14 protein-coding genes and 1 pseudogene are annotated in these 14,191 nt (G+C 74.3%); 4 read left to right on the top strand and 11 right to left on the bottom strand.

The features are described 5' to 3' along the window. The first annotated feature begins 10 nt into the window (after positions 1 to 10). Positions 11 to 385: a GntR family transcriptional regulator gene (locus AC07FJ_RS24625; RefSeq protein ID WP_479051453.1), complete on the top strand. Its 375-nt coding sequence runs from the start codon at positions 11 to 13 to the stop codon at positions 383 to 385. Positions 386 to 425: 40 nt separating this feature from the next. Here the strand turns inward: AC07FJ_RS24625 and AC07FJ_RS24620 are convergent, their stop codons facing one another. From AC07FJ_RS24620 to AC07FJ_RS24600, 5 genes and pseudogenes are all read right to left on the bottom strand, one after another. Further along, on the bottom strand, positions 426 to 899 hold the full coding sequence (locus AC07FJ_RS24620) for a hypothetical protein (RefSeq protein WP_479051452.1): 474 nt from the start codon (positions 897 to 899) through the stop codon (positions 426 to 428). A 21-nt stretch (positions 900 to 920) separates the two neighbouring features. Then, a complete protein-coding gene (locus AC07FJ_RS24615) occupies positions 921 to 2,015 on the bottom strand; it encodes a DUF5925 domain-containing protein (RefSeq protein ID WP_361421909.1) in 1,095 nt (364 codons plus the stop codon). Positions 2,016 to 2,056: 41 nt separating this feature from the next. Next, entirely contained in the window at positions 2,057 to 2,857 is an 801-nt protein-coding gene (locus AC07FJ_RS24610; protein ID WP_479051528.1) for a polysaccharide deacetylase family protein, read from the bottom strand. Positions 2,858 to 2,877: 20 nt separating this feature from the next. Further along, positions 2,878 to 3,911 (bottom strand): annotated as a pseudogene (locus AC07FJ_RS24605) (glycosyltransferase family 2 protein). After that, positions 3,908 to 4,735 carry a glycosyltransferase family 2 protein gene (locus AC07FJ_RS24600; protein ID WP_479051451.1) on the bottom strand — a complete coding sequence of 276 codons (828 nt, stop codon included), beginning with the start codon at positions 4,733 to 4,735 and terminating at the stop codon, positions 3,908 to 3,910. Before AC07FJ_RS24600 ends, AC07FJ_RS24605 begins: the two are co-directional and overlap by 4 nt. Positions 4,736 to 5,350: 615 nt before the next feature. Here AC07FJ_RS24600 and AC07FJ_RS24595 point away from each other — a divergent pair. Next, on the top strand, positions 5,351 to 6,157 hold the full coding sequence (locus tag AC07FJ_RS24595; RefSeq protein WP_361421918.1) for an SGNH/GDSL hydrolase family protein: 807 nt from the start codon (positions 5,351 to 5,353) through the stop codon (positions 6,155 to 6,157). On the opposite strand, the gene AC07FJ_RS24590 is transcribed toward AC07FJ_RS24595, so the two are convergent. Then, positions 6,141 to 7,784, bottom strand: a complete 1,644-nt coding sequence (locus tag AC07FJ_RS24590; protein WP_479051450.1) for a serine/threonine-protein kinase — start codon at positions 7,782 to 7,784, stop codon at positions 6,141 to 6,143. The two genes, AC07FJ_RS24595 and AC07FJ_RS24590, sit on opposite strands and share 17 nt — an antisense overlap. Before the next feature lie 223 nt (positions 7,785 to 8,007). Between AC07FJ_RS24590 and AC07FJ_RS24585 the strand changes: the two genes are divergently transcribed. Then, positions 8,008 to 8,271 carry a hypothetical protein gene (locus AC07FJ_RS24585; RefSeq protein ID WP_361421924.1) on the top strand — a complete coding sequence of 88 codons (264 nt, stop codon included), beginning with the start codon at positions 8,008 to 8,010 and terminating at the stop codon, positions 8,269 to 8,271. Positions 8,272 to 8,453: 182 nt separating this feature from the next. Here AC07FJ_RS24585 and AC07FJ_RS24580 read toward each other — a convergent pair whose 3' ends face one another. From AC07FJ_RS24580 to AC07FJ_RS24570, 3 genes are read right to left on the bottom strand one after another with little or no spacing between them, the layout of a single operon-like run. Continuing rightward, positions 8,454 to 9,656: a CaiB/BaiF CoA transferase family protein gene (locus AC07FJ_RS24580; RefSeq protein WP_479051449.1), complete on the bottom strand. Its 1,203-nt coding sequence runs from the start codon at positions 9,654 to 9,656 to the stop codon at positions 8,454 to 8,456. Between the two features lie 34 nt (positions 9,657 to 9,690). Further along, positions 9,691 to 10,473, bottom strand: a complete 783-nt coding sequence (locus AC07FJ_RS24575; protein WP_468289474.1) for an ABC transporter permease — start codon at positions 10,471 to 10,473, stop codon at positions 9,691 to 9,693. Next, the gene (locus tag AC07FJ_RS24570; RefSeq protein ID WP_479051448.1) at positions 10,470 to 11,408 is read right to left on the bottom strand and encodes an ATP-binding cassette domain-containing protein; all 939 of its coding nucleotides are present in this window, start codon (positions 11,406 to 11,408) and stop codon (positions 10,470 to 10,472) included. Before AC07FJ_RS24570 ends, AC07FJ_RS24575 begins: the two co-directional genes overlap by 4 nt. Before the next feature lie 62 nt (positions 11,409 to 11,470). Between AC07FJ_RS24570 and AC07FJ_RS24565 the strand changes: the two genes are divergently transcribed. Further along, the gene (locus tag AC07FJ_RS24565; RefSeq protein ID WP_479051447.1) at positions 11,471 to 12,178 is read left to right on the top strand and encodes a TetR/AcrR family transcriptional regulator; all 708 of its coding nucleotides are present in this window, start codon (positions 11,471 to 11,473) and stop codon (positions 12,176 to 12,178) included. Between the two features lie 10 nt (positions 12,179 to 12,188). Here AC07FJ_RS24565 and AC07FJ_RS24560 read toward each other — a convergent pair whose 3' ends face one another. Both AC07FJ_RS24560 and AC07FJ_RS24555 read right to left on the bottom strand, forming a co-directional pair. Continuing rightward, positions 12,189 to 13,421 (bottom strand): type ISP restriction/modification enzyme, encoded by a 1,233-nt coding sequence (locus AC07FJ_RS24560; protein ID WP_479051446.1) that lies wholly within the window; start codon positions 13,419 to 13,421, stop codon positions 12,189 to 12,191. 14 nt (positions 13,422 to 13,435) lie between these two features. Beyond that, entirely contained in the window at positions 13,436 to 14,185 is a 750-nt protein-coding gene (locus tag AC07FJ_RS24555) for a GntR family transcriptional regulator (protein WP_479051445.1), read from the bottom strand. Positions 14,186 to 14,191 lie beyond the last annotated feature (6 nt).

Below are 14,191 nucleotides of genomic sequence, written 5' to 3'. Positions count from 1 at the left end.
AATCGGCCCCGTGACCTTGACGATCTCCATCGACGCGGGTTCCTCCACCGCCCCGTACGAACAGCTCCGCGCCCAGATCTCCGAGCAGGCCCGTTCCGGCCGCCTCCCGGTCGGTTACAAGCTGCCGACCGTCCGCGGCCTGGCGGAGGAGCTGGGCCTCGCCGCGAACACGGTCGCCAAGGCGTACCGGGTGCTGGAGGCCGACGGCGTGATCGAAACCCGCGGCCGCGGCGGCACGTTCATCGCCCCGGCGGCCGACGCCGCCGCCCGCCAGGCCGCCACGGCCGCCACCGCGTACGCGACGGAGGCCCACCGCCTGGGCCTCGCCCACGCCGAGGCCCTCGCGGCGGTCACGGACGCGCTGCGGGCGGCGTACGGCGACTAGGGCCTGTCTTCCGGATCTTGCCGGGGCGACCGTCGGCGCGTCACTGCTCGCCGACGGGCGGCTGCCGGGCGAGGAACTCCTCGAACGCCGCCCTCTGCTTGGGGTCCATGAAGCCCTGGCGGACGTCGCGGGCCTGCTCTTCGAGCCAGTGCGCCTCGGCGGGGGGCAGCAGCTCGGCGACCACCGCGCCTCCTCGGGCGACCGCCGTGCGCCCTCCCACACGACGGCGGAAGAGCGTGAACGGACCGAACTTCGCCGGGTGGGCAGGCTCCGGCTTTTCCGCATCGGCACGGTCCTGGTCCCCGGCGTCACCGACCGGGTAGGCCGAGGGCGCCCAGTGTTCCCAGAGCGCCAGCGTGGCCGCGGGCACGAGCACCGCGTGCTCCGGCTCTCCGGACCCCTCCCACACGAACGTGACGGTGACGGGCTCGCCGACCGCCTCGGCCAGCCCGAGCACCCTCTCCACCTCGTCGTCGACCGGGTAAGCCGCCTCTACTTGGATCTGTATCCCCATGGCAGCGGAGGCTACCGCCCGCTACAGGTACAGCCCCGCGTCGCGGCCCTTCGGCTGGTCCGGGACCGAGGCCGGGCCCGTGCCGCGGCGCAGGGCGTAGAGCTCCGCGAGGGTCGCGCCGTCGCGTCCGACGCCCTCTTCGGTACCGAGCCAGGCCACCGACTCCTCGCGCGTGAGCGGCCCCACCTCGATGCGGGCGAGGCAGCGGCCCGGGCGGACCACCGCCGGGTGGAGGCGCTCCAGGTCCTCGTTGGTGGTCACGCCCACCAGGACGTTGCGGCCCTGGCCCAGCAGACCGTCCGTCAGGTTCAGCAACCGGGACAGGGCCTGGCCCGCCGTGTGCCGGGCCTCGCCCCGGATCAGCTCGTCGCAGTCCTCCAGGAGCAGCAGCCGCCAGCGGCCGTTGGCGGTGCCCTCGTCTTCGCCGATCGCGATGTCCATCAGGTAGCCGACGTCGTTGAACAGCCGCTCCGGATCCAGCACGCAGTCCACCTGGCACCAGTCCCGCCACGACCGGGCCAGCGTGCGCAGCGCGGACGTCTTGCCCGTGCCCGGCGGGCCGTGCAGGAGCAGCAGCCGGCCCGCGATGTCGTCCGGCGTGACTTTCATCAGCCGGTCCATCGCCTCGGCCACCGGCGCCGTGTAGTTGGGCCGCACCTCCTCCCACGTGCCCGCCGCGATCCGGCGCGTCGTACGGTGCGGGCCGCGCCGCGGCGACACGTACCAGAAGCCCATGGTGACGTTGTCGGGCTGCGGTTCCGGCTCGTCCTGCGCGCCGTCGGTCGCCTGCCGGAGGATCCGCTCGGCCAGCTCCGCGTCGGTCGCCGTGACGGTGACGTCGGCGCCGCGGTTCCAGCGGGAGACCAGCAGCGTCCAGCCGTCGCCCTCGGCGAGGGTCGCGCTGCGGTCGTCGTCGCGCGCCGCGCGCAGCACCGCGCCACCCGGCGGGAACAACTCCGCGCCGGGCTTGACCCGGTCGATGGTGGTGCTCCGCGCGTACGGCTGCTCGCCCGTCGCGAAGCGCCCCAGGAACAGCGCGTCGACGACGTCGGCGGGGGAGTCGCTGTCGTCGACGTTGAGCCGGATCGGCAGGGCCTCGTGCGGGTTGGCAGACATGCACCCCATGATCCGGCACACGCGGCCGCGCCGCACGGCCTTTATGCACGGATGCCACGGATGGCACGGATGCCGTGGCCGCCCGCCAAGGCCGCGCCGGTGCGCCGTACCGCGCGCACCACCGCGTATCCCTTCGTGAGCGCCCGGTCCTTCGCGAACGTCCGCCCGACCGCCCGCCCCTCCACGAGCCGCTCGAACGTCTCGATGCCGGTGCCGCGCCGTACGGTCACCCTGCGCAGCGCGTACGGCCCCTGCGACCGCCGGGCCAGCGCGTTGCCCACGGCGAGCGACTGCGCGAAGCCGGCCTCGCGCACCGCACTCCGCACGCGCCGGGTGGAGTAGCCGTACGGGTGGGCGAAGGACACCGGCGCGGTCCCCAGCTCCCCGGCGATGATCTCCCGGCACCGTACGGTCTCCGACCGCAGCCGCACGTCGTCGAGCCGGTCCAGCTGCGGATGCGTGTGGGTGTGGCCGCCGATCTCCGTGCCCGCGGCGGCCAGTTCGCGCACCTGGCCCCAGTCGAGCATGGTGTCCGGGGCGCCGCCCTCCTCGTACGCGCCCCGCAGCCAGCCCGTCGTGACGAACAGCGTGGCGGCGAACCCGCGCGAGGCGAGGACGGGCAGGGCGTACCGGTGCACGCCCTCGTAGCCGTCGTCGAACGTGATCAGGACCGGCCGCGGCGGCAGCGGCGCGCCGCCCCGCCAGGCCGCACCCAGCTCCGCGGCCGTGACCGGGGTGAACCCGCGCTCGGAGAGCAGCGCCATCTGCGCCGCGAACGCCTCGGGTGCGACGGACAGCCCGTACGCCGCCTTCGCGGGCCGGTGGCCGACGGCGTGGTACATCAGGATCGGCACGGGCTCGGTCACGACGCGCCTCCGGTCGGTCCGTCACCGGTCGGCCGGTCTCCGAGGGGACTCGCGCCGATCGGCCCGTACGCGAACGCCGCACCGCCGCCGCGCCGCGTCCGCCACGTCCCCCGGGCGTACCCGAGCGCGGCGGCCGACACGCCGGTCACGATGGCGCCGGCGCGCCCCGCGCCGCCGGGCCGGCCGCGTACGAGGTCGCGCAGGCCGCGTGCCACTCCGGCGGGCAGCACGCGGGTCGTGTAGCGGCGCTCCGTTTCGAGCCCCTTGCCCGCGCCCACGCTCCGGGCCACCAGCGCTTTGGACAGCCCCTCGGCGTACGTACGGGAGCGGAAGTAGCCGAACCGCTCGCGAGCGGGCGGCACCTTGTGGTGGATCACCGCCCGGTCGTCCATGAGCAGGACCGCCTCCGGCAGGGCCCGGCCGAGCCGGATGCACAGCTCGGTCTCCTCCCCGCCGAGCGGCCGCTTGTCGCCGCCCCGCCCGATGCCGGTGGCGAAGCCCCCCGCGGCGTCGAAGGCGGCACGTCGGAAGGAGGCGTTGCCGCCGTGGACGTTGCGCACCCGCACCCGTCCGGAGGGCAGCCCCCGGTAGGTGCAGCCGACGACCCAGTCGAACTCCTCCGGGAACCACACCGGCCGCCGCCCCGACGCCCACGCCGGCACCGTCCGCCCGCCGACGGCCATCACCCGGGGTCGTCGAACCCCTCGTCGAACCACCGCAGCCAGTCGGGCTCGGCCACGGCGTCGTCGTCGAGGAAGGCGACGATGTCGCCCCGGGCGGCGGCGACGCCGGTGTTGCGGCCGGCCGAGAGGCCGCGGGGGCCCGCGTTCGCGAGCACCCGCACCTTCTCCCCGGCGTCCTCGTACTCCCGGCCGAGCCGCTCCAGCAGCGCCGCGTTGTGGTCGACCACGAGCAGCGTCTCCAGGGCCGGCCGGGACTGCCGCAGCACCGAGGCGACCGCCGCGAGGACGTCCTCCCAGCGGTCCTCGGTGTACGCGCAGATCACCACGGAGAACCGGCGCCCGCTCAAGAGGCCCCACCTCGCGGGGCGCTCACCGAGAAGCTCGCGGTGCGACGGCGGGCGCCACGCCGGGCCCCCTTCTCCCGGAGGATCACCCTCAGGACGCGCAGGCCGTCGCGCAGGGCGTTGAGGTTGCTGACGCCGTGGATGCGCAGGTACTCGTGGCTGGGCACCTCCTGGACCCGCAGGCCCGCCTTGACGACCCGGATGTTGATCAGCGTCTCGATCTCGAAGCCGGTGCAGTCCAGGTCGATCTCGTCGAGGCAGTGAGGCCAGAAGGCGTTGTAGCCGTAGCAGAGGTCGGTGTAGCGGGCGCCGAACTTGGCGTTGACGACGGCGCACAGGGCGCGGTTGCCGAGCCGGCGGACCAGGGTCATGTCGTCGGTGCCGCCGCCGTTGGCGAAGCGGGAGCCCTTGGCGAAGTCGGCACCGCCGACGAGGGCGGAGACGTAGCTGACGATCTCCTGGCCGTCGGCCGAGCCGTCCGCGTCGACCATCACGATGATGTCGCCGGTGCAGGCGGCGAAGCCGCTGATCAGGGCGTCGCCCTTGCCCTTGCCGGCCTGCCGGACGACCTTGACGTCCGGTCGCAGGGCGCGTGCGACGGCGACCGTGCCGTCTGTCGAGTTGCCGTCGACGAGGACGACTTCGTGGATCCACTCGGGCAGGCTCGCGAAGACGTACGGAAGGTTCTCCGCCTCGTTCATGGCGGGGATGACGACGCTCACCGGTGGCGCGATGGCCAGGTGGGAGGTGATCGCCCGGTAGTGGACGGGTATTCGGCCCGCCGCACGCCGGTCGTGATCGGCGGACGCGACCAAGGAGTCGCTCATGAGTCTTTTCCCTCTCGTCCGGTGGACCGCCCGCCCCCGGGCGGCCCGGCTGAATGTCCGGTGCGAAAGGGGGGTTCTCACCCCGGCCAGGACGGAATGGATCTCCGTACGGAATGGATGAGTTGGTCTTTCCGGCCGCGCGCGGCAATGCGCCTCGGCACAAGGGCATGCATCACCGAGCACGGCACTCCCCCCCAGAGGGGCTTTTGCGAAAGCCCCCCCACGCCCGCTACGGGATCCATCGCGGCCACGAGCCCTCCCCAGAGCCGATATACGTGATGGTCCGTTGCGGGTGGATGTACGACGGTATTGATGATGTGGACTGTATGGCAAGGCCTGGGGTGAGGCTCACCTTTTCGCTTCTTTGGCGAAAGAAACGTGCCTTGACCGTAACAGCCGTAACACCCGTAAAAACGGGGGGAGATCCTTCCGTGGGGGAAATGGGATTCCGTGCGATTCATGCCGCCCGGTGACGGCTGACGGAGGCCCGCTCGCCAACTCCCGTGCTTCCGTGCGCCGTCCGCCGGCCACCCGGGAGCCTCCCGTGCGTCTTGGCATGGACACTCCAGGCTGCTACCACCAGAGCAGGCAGAAACACTGCTCAAGGGAGGTTCCATGAAGCTGTCCCGAGCCGCGGCATTCTCGTCCTCACTCCTCCTGAGCGCCGTCCTCGCCCTGACCGGAGCGGGGGCGGCATCGGCCGCCTCGTCCTCAGCCGTCGACTACGTGGCGCTCGGCGACTCGTACTCCTCCGGAGTCGGCGCCGGCAACTACGACGGCGCCAGCGGCGACTGCAAGCGCACCCCCCGCGCCTACCCCGCGCTGTGGGCGACTGCCAACTCCCCCTCGTCGTTCGCGTTCACCGCCTGTTCCGGCGCCCGCACGACCGACGTGTCCGCGAGCCAGCTCGGCCCGCTCTCCGCCGCCACCGACCTCGTCTCCCTCACCGTGGGCGGCAACGACGCCGGCTTCGCCGACGTCATGACCACCTGCGTCCTCCAGTCCGAAGCCACCTGCATCGCCCGCGTCGACGAAGCCAAGAGATATGTCGACAGCACGCTCCCGGGCCGCCTCGACACCCTGTACCGGGCGATCCGCGCCAAGGCACCGTCGGCGCGCGTCGTCGTCCTCGGCTACCCCCGCTTCTACCAACTGAGCGGCAGCTGCATCGCCGGCCTCACCGAGAACGAGCGCCGCGCCATCAATGGCGGCTCGGACCACCTCAACGCGGCCATCGCCAAGCGCGCCGCCGACCACGGCTACACCTTCGCGAGCGTCACCGGGGCCTTCACCGGCCATGAGATCTGCTCGGGCGCGTCCTGGCTGCACAGCGTCAACTGGTTCAACATCGGCGAGTCGTACCACCCCACCGCCACCGGCCAGTCCAGCGGCTACCTGCCCGTCTTCAGGGCGACGGCGTGACGCTCTGACCGGACGGCGGCGATCCGCCCGGTGACCCGCCCGGCGATCCGCTCGGCGAGCCGCCGGGACCGCTCGGAGACCCGCCGCCCGTGGGGCTCGCGTCGTGGCACGTGACCGAGAACCCCACCCAGTTCGACCGTGCCACGACCGGGCTCCGGACCTCCATCCGGACCCGGTCGCGGTACGTCCCACCCTCCCGGTACGCCTCCATCGTGTGGCGGACCTGCTGCTCCTCGCGGCCGCCCGCGGCGAACTCCAGCGACGTCCAGCCGGAGCCCTCACCGTCCTCGGTGGCCCAGCGGTACTCGACCCGCGCGGGCGTACGCCCCACCGTCACCGTCCCCGAGACGGCCGGCGCCTCGGCGGCCGGCGGCGGGCAGGGCCCGCTGTAGGCACCGCGTACGGCACGCGCGTACACCAGCACCGACTGCTGGGGCGTGGGTGTGGGGGCCGGCTTCTCCGTGGACGGCGTCGGACTCGGTGCCGTACGCGTGGGAACGCCCGCTGACGCGCTGGTCGTGCCGGTGGCGGCGCCCGGGTCGCCTTTGCCGTCCCCGTTCCCGCCCCTGCCGCTGTCGCGCAGCAGCGCGTACGTGAGCCCCGCCACCGCCAGCAGCAGTACGGCGACGCCGACCGCGAGGAAGCCGACCGCGGACCGCGCGTGCCGCTCCCCGGGCTCCCGGCGCCCCTCCGGTTCCGCCGCCGGGACCGGCTGTCCCGCGGGCCCCTCGCCCGCGCCGCCGACAGCCGTCGGCGCGTACGGCTCCGACGGCGCGAACGGAACCGTCCGCGGCGCGCTGCCGCCCGCGGCCACGACCCGCAACAGGTGCTCGGCCTCCTCGGCCGGAAGCCGCTCGGCGGGGTCCTTGCGCAGCAGCCCCTCGATCACCGGCTCCAGCGCCCCCGCGCGGCGCGGCGGCGGCAGCTCCTCGTCGACCACCGCGCGCAAGGTGCTGAGCGGCGTGTTCTGCCGGAACGGCGAATTGCCCTCGACCGCCGCGTACAGCAGCACCCCCAGCGACCACAGGTCCGACGCCGGCCCCGGCGTCTGCCCCAGGGCGCGCTCCGGCGCGAGGAACTCCGGCGAGCCGATCAGCTCACCCGTCATGGTGAGGTTCGACGCGCCCTCCACCACCGCGATGCCGAAGTCCGTCAGCACCACGCGGCCGTCGTTGGCCAGGAGTACGTTGGCCGGCTTGACGTCCCGGTGCAGCACCCCCGCCGCGTGCGCGGCGCGCAGGGCCGCCAGCACCTCCGCCCCGACGCGCGCGGCCCGCCGGGGCGGCATCGGGCCATCGGCGTCCAGGGCCTCGGCGAGCGTCACCCCGCGGACCAGCTCCATCACGATCCAGGGCCGGTCGTCCTCGGTGGCCACGTCGTAGACCGTCACCACGTTGTGGTGCGTCACGCGGGCCGCCGCCCACGCCTCCCGCTCCAGCCGCGCGTACAGCCGCCGCACGTCCACCGCGCCGAGCCCGGCGGGCGCGCGCACCTCCTTGACGGCGACCTCGCGTCCCAGCACCTCGTCACGGGCCCGCCACACGACGCCCATGCCGCCTTCGCCGAGCGGACCCGCGAGCCGGTAACGGCCCGCCACCAGTCTTTCCCCGCCCGTCCGTTCGGTCACCGGCGCCCCCTTCAGACGATGCGGCGGAAACCACTCCAAGCTAGCCGAAGTCGGCCCCTCTGGGAATGTGTCCAACTCGCCCTGGAATCACACGTATTCGGAGAGTAATCGTCAACACCCGTACATGGGTGGTGAATCACGCCACCGGGATACACGCGTGAGTTGCGGGAACGATAGGGTTAACCTGCCCGGGCCGGGTGCCTTCGTACGGGTGGGGAGTGTCATGGAACGGATAACAGTGCGCAGCAGGCCGCGTGTGCCTGCCATCACCTGCGGGAGCAGCGCGACAAGTTCGCGCCTCGACCGCCATCTCTCGGTGCTCGGCGGCCCGGCGGTGCCGCGGCGGGAGACGGCCGAGGCGACGTTGCTCATGCGGGAGCTGACGACGCGTGACGTCGTGCACACCCGTGCGAGCAAGAGCGCGCGTGTGCGCCTCTTCGCGCCGCTGCGCCGGCTGCGGCGCTCGCTCTTCGGCAACCACGGCTGAGCCCCGGCCCGCAGGCCCCGTAGCCCCGCTCCCGGCGTCCCAGGTCCCACGTCGGGGCTCCGCCCCGAACTCCCGTCCGCCCGCGGCCCGGTGGCCCGGTCGTGCCCAAACGTTCCGCCCCGCGGAACGTCTGCCCGCACCCCATGGCCACCGGCCCGTTCCCGCCCGGCCCGCGGCCGGTCTCAGGCCACCACGCCCTCCCGCCGCAGCAGGGCCCGGGTCTCCTCCGTGAGGCCCAGCTCCGCGAGCACCGCGTCGGTGTGTTCGCCCAGGTCCGGGACCGCGCCCATGCGGGGCTCCGGGCCGTCCGCGAGGGTGATCGGCGGCAGCATGGCCCGCAGAGGGCCCGCCGGGGTGGGGACCTCGCGCCAGCGGTCGCGGGCCGCGAGCTGGGGGTGGGCCGCCACGTCGGCGACCGTGTTCAGACGGGCGCAGGCGATGCCCGCCGCCTCCAGCCGGGCGACCGCCTCCGCCGTCCCCAGCCCCGCCAGGGCCTCCGCCACCACCGCGTCCGTCTTCTCGCGGTGCGCGACCCGCGCCGTGTTCGTCGCGAACGCCGGGTCGTCGCCCAGCTCCGGCCGCCCCAGCACCCGCTCGGCCAGCCGCCGCCACTCGCGGTCGTTCTGCACCGACAGCAGCACCTGGCCGCCGTCGGCCGTCGGGTACGCGTCGTACGGTGCGATGACGGCGTGCGCGACCCCGGCGCGCGCGGGGGCCTCGCCCCCGTGCATCCCGTGGTGCAGCGGATGCCCCATCCACTCGGCGAGCGACTCCAGCATGGAGATCTCCACCGGCCCGCCGCGCCCCGTCGTCGCCCGCCGCAGCAGCGCCGCCAGCACCCCCGAGAAGGCGTACATCGCCGCCGAGATGTCGGCCGCCGGGATGCCCGCCTTCACCGGCTGCTCCGGCGTGCCGGTGACCGACACCAGGCCCGCCTCGCACTGCACGAGCATGTCGTACGCCCGCTTGTGCGCGTACGGCCCGCCCGCCCCGTACCCGGAGATGTCCACCGCGATCAGCCGGGGGTCCGCCGCGCAGAGCGTCGCCGCGTCGAGGCCGAGCCTCGCCGCCGCACCGTGCGCGAGGTTCTGCACGAACACGTCGGCACCGGCCACGAGCCTGCGCGCCACCTCCAGGCCGCGCGGGTCCTTCAGGTCGAGGGCCACCGACTCCTTGCCCCGGTTGCACCAGACGAAGTGGGAGGCGAGGCCCGCCGCCGCCGTGTCGTAGCCGCGCGCGAAGTCACCGCCGTCGGGGCGCTCGATCTTGATGACGCGGGCCCCGAGGTCGGCGAGCTGGCGGGTGGCGAAGGGGGCGGAGACGGCCTGCTCGACGGCGACGACGGTGACGCCTTCGAGGGGCAGGGGCAGCGGCTGAGTGCTCATGACAGCCGTACCTATCGTGTACGTACCACCTTTGTCACCCCTTGGGGGAGGCGTAGCTCCGCACGGCCGCCGGCGCGCACACCGCCACCAGCAGCAGTGACCAGCACACCGCGCCCGCGACCGGGTGGGCCACCGGCCAGGCGGCGCCCTCCGGGACGGGGGCGTTGCCGAACAGGTGCCGCACCGCCGTCGTCACCGCCGAGATCGGGTTCCACTCGGCGGCCGTCCGCAGCCAGCCGGGCATCCCGTCGGTCGGGATGTACGCGTTGGACAGCAGCGGCAGCATGAACGTGGCGCTGCCCAGCTGGCCCGCCGCCTCCTCGCTGCGCGAGGCGAGCCCCAGCAGGATCCCGACCCAGGTCGTCGCGAACCGGAACAGCAGCAGCAGTCCGAACGCGCCCGCCGCCCGCAGCGCGCCGCTCTCGACGCGCCACCCCATCGCGAACCCCACCAGCAGCAGCGGCACCAGCCCGACGGCCGTCGTCAGCAGGTCGGCCGCGGCCTGGCCCAGGGGCACGGCGGCCCGGCTCATCGGCAGCGTGCGGAACCGGTCCATCACGCCCCGGTGCGCGTCCTGGGCGGCGGTGAACATCCCGGTCATGATGCCGTTCGCGGCCGTGGCCACCAGCAGCCCCGGCACGAGGTAGGCGCGGTACTCGGTGCCCGGCATGGCGAGCGCGCTGCCGAAGACGTACCCGAAGAAGAGCAGGAAGACGATCGGCATCGTCTGGGTCATCACCAGCATCGCGGGCGCGTGCCTGATCCGCTGGAGGTGGCGGCCGAGGACGGCGGCCCCGTCGTGGACGAGCGCGGTCATGCGGCGGGCTCCTTGCGGTCGGTCAGGCGGAGGAAGACCTCGTCGAGGGTGGGCGGGCGCAGGGCCGCGTCGATGATCAGGACGCCCGCGGCGTCCAGCTCGCGGACGATCCGGGGCAGCGTGAGCGTGGGGTCCTTCGTGACGGCCCCTGCGGTGCGGGCCTCCGTGTCGAGGGTCGGCTCGTGGCCGGTGAGCCGGTCCAGGACGGCCGCGGCGGCGTGCAGCCCGGACGGGTCGGCGACGACGACCTCGGCGTAACCGCCGATCATCGCCTTGAGCTCGGCCGGTGTGCCGCGGTGGGCGGCCCGGCCGCCCTCGACGAGGACGATGTCGTCGGCGAGCCGGTCGGCCTCCTCCAGGTACTGCGTGGTGAGCAGCACGGTCGTGCCCTGGGACGCCAACCCCCGTACGGCGTCCCAGATGGCGTTGCGGCTGTGCGGGTCGAGGCCGGTGGTCGGCTCGTCGAGGAAGAGGACCGCCGGCCGGACGAGCAGGCTCGCGGCCAGGTCGAGGCGGCGGCGCATGCCGCCGGAGTAGGTGCGCGCCGGCCGCCCGGCCGCCGCCGCCAGCCCGAACCGCTCCAGCAGCTCGTCGGCGCGGCCGCGCGGGGCGCGCAGCAGCCGGGCGAACAGCCGCAGGTTCTCGGCGCCCGTCAGGTCCCCGTCGACGGAGGCGTACTGGCCGGTCACGCCGATGCGGCGGCGTACGGCGGCGGGCTCGCGCACCACGTCGTGGCCGGCGACCCGGGCGCTGCCGGAGTCGGGTGCGGTCAGCGTGGTGAGGACCCGTACGGCGGTGGTCTTGCCCGCGCCGTTCCGTCCGAGGACCCCGCAGACCGTGCCCTCACGGACCGCCAGGTCGAGCCCGCGCAGTGCGCGCACCTCGCCGTAGCGCTTCTCCAGGCCCTCACTAAGTACAGCGTACGTAGTCGTCATGGCGCGACCATAGCGCACTACGTACGGTGTACGTAACTAGGATGGGGGCGAGGTGATGATCCATGGCGGGCCGAGCGGCCGAACCCGAAGTGATCTGGGCGCGCCCCGAGCGCACGGGCCGCGGCCCCAGACCGGCGTACAGCCGCGCGGACATCGCGGCGGCGGCGGTGCGGATCGCGGACGCCGACGGCATCGACGGGGTGTCCATGCGGCGCGTGGCGGCCGAGCTGGGCTGCGGGACCATGTCGCTGTACAACTACGTGCCGCGCAAGGAGGACCTGTACGAGCTGATGGTCGACGCGGTCAGCGGCGAGTACGAACTGCCCGGCACGCCGAGCGGGGACTGGAAGGCCGACATGCTGGCACTGGGCCGGCAGACCCGGGCCATCATGTACCGGCACCCCTGGCTGACCCGGGTGATGTCGTCGGTGTACGCGTTCGGCCCCAACGCCCTGCGCTACCTGGAGCACTGCCTGGGCGTCCTGGCCCCGCTCGACGCGCCGGGCGGTACCAAGATGGAACTCATCGCGATGGTCAACGGCACGGTGATGGCCACCGTCGCGAATGAGCTCGCCATGGCGGAGCGCAGCCGCGGACTGCCCTGGTCCCAGGAGCGGGAGCAGGCCGTCCGCACGGCGTACCTGGTGCGGGAGGCGTCGAGCGGCGCGTATCCGCTCCTCGCCGCGCTCCTCGCCGAGGCGGAGGCGCCGGGCGACGCGGACGCCGTCTTCGAGCGCACGCTGCGGCGGGTGCTGGACTCCTTCGGCTGAGGCCGAGCGGCTACAGCAGCGCCAGCTGGCCCTCGGGGCCCTCTTCCTCCCGGTCCAGTACGGACGCGGGACGGCGCGCCGGGGCCGGAACGGGGAGCACCCCGGCCGCGCGGAGGTCGGCGCGGGTGAGGAGGTCTGCGCCGGACAGGTCCGGCCGCTCGCACTCCAGCCCGGCCTGGAGCGCCAGCACCGTGATCAGCTCCAGCAGCTCGGACGTCCACTCCTGCGGCCACGCGGGAGGGCGGATCGCGTCCAGGGAGCCCGGCTCGGCGGCCGGGGCCGTGCGCTGCTCGAACCAGAGCTCCAGCATCCGGACCCCGCCCACCCGGTACTCCCACGCCTCGGCCGGTACGGGCGCGATGCGGCCGCCGTCGCCGACGAGCAGGGCCTCGCCCTCCGCGTCGTACGCCAGTGTTGTCGGGCGCGGCGGCAGCGTGGCGCGGACGTAGGGCCGGCGGCCGCCGGGCAGGCGGGGGCGTTCGCCGCCCCGGGTGCCGCGCAGCTGGACCTCCGCCATGCGGCGGCCCAGCGCCGTGCCGGACGCCCACACGGCCGGATCGGCGGGGAGCGGGACGGCGGACCCGGCGGGGGAGGGGCGGGCGGTGGCCAGCGCCCAGGCCAGGAGGTCCGCGGCGGTGACCTCGGAGCCGTACCGGGCGCTCAGCACCGCGAGGAGCCCCGGCGCGACGTTGGGCTCGCGGCCGCCGGGCCGCCGGTACAGCGGCCTGATGCGGCCGGGGCGGCCCGCCGGGGAGCGGCCGTCCGGCAGCGCGGCCGTCACCAGCAGCGCCGGACCCGGCGCGGGCGCCCCGGGGCCCTGCGGCACGTACCCCTGCTCGACCGCGAAGAGCTGCCGGTCGTCCGCCACCCGCCACAGCTCCGGGCGGGCCGCGTCCAGCAGACGGTGGTCCGGCAGCAGCCACTGCTCGTCGAAGGGACCGTGGGCCAGCCGCACCGGCTCCGGGCACGGACCCGTCTCCCGCGCGAACCGGGCCGTACCGGTCCGCTGCCCCGGCAGCGCGGGGACCGCCGTCGTGAGCGTCCGCGCCCGGCTGGGCCGGAACAGTGCCTCCCGGTCACCCCCCTCGGCCCGTACCAGCGCGTCCCAGCGGGCCCGCAGCGTGCGCACGTCCGGGGCGACGACCCAGGACCGGCCCAGACGCAGGGGCGCCACGGACCACGGCATGAGGTCGTCGAGCAGCGGGACATCGAGCGGCGGGACATCCTCGTTCACGCGCCGCATGCTAGTGACCGCGCTCAGTCCGCCTCCACCGTGACCGTGAAGGAGAACCGGTCACCGCGGTAGCGGATGCGCGCCACGTCCACCACCCGGCCCTCGTCGTCGTACGTCACACCCGTGTAGTGCAGGATCGGCGACAGCAGCGGGACCTGGAGCAGCTCCGCCGTCTCCGGGTCGGCGAGCCGCGCCTCGACGGTGTCGGTGATCCGGCTGATGCGCACGCCGACCGCGTCGCGCAGCACCTTCGTCATCGGCCAGCGCTCCAGGTCGGCGAGGTCGATGCCGGCCGCCACCTCGGGGCGGACGGCGTTCTCCGCCCAGTTCGTCGGCTCGCCGCTCTCGCCGTCGCGGCGCAGCCGCTTGTACGTGACGACCTCCGCCAGGTCGGGGAAGTGCTCGGCGAGTTCGACGGGGACCTTGGCCCCGCCGTGGTCGAGGATCGTGGTCAGCTCCCCCGACTGCTGCGCCACGATGGCGTCGATCGAGCCGAGCAGCCGGCGCGGACTGCTGCGCCGGGCGCCCGGCTCGATGAAGGTGCCGCGCCGCCGGTGCCTGCTGATCAGGCCCTCCGCCTCCAGCTCCTTGAGCGCCTGCCGCATGGTCAGCACGCTGACGCCGTAGTGCGCGGCGAGCTGCTCCTCCGTGGGCAGGCGCAGGGAGGCGTCCGGCGCGCGCCCGAGTATGGAGGCGCGCAGGGACTGCGAGACCTGGTACCAGAGCGGGAGCTTCCGGTTCAGGACGAGCGAGTCGGGGGCGAAGGCGGTCACGTGTAC

Source organism: Streptomyces sp. NPDC045998 (genome assembly GCF_056430285.1).
The sequence above is the reverse complement of the archived record's forward strand: the minus strand, read 5'-3'. Positions and strand labels throughout refer to the sequence as shown.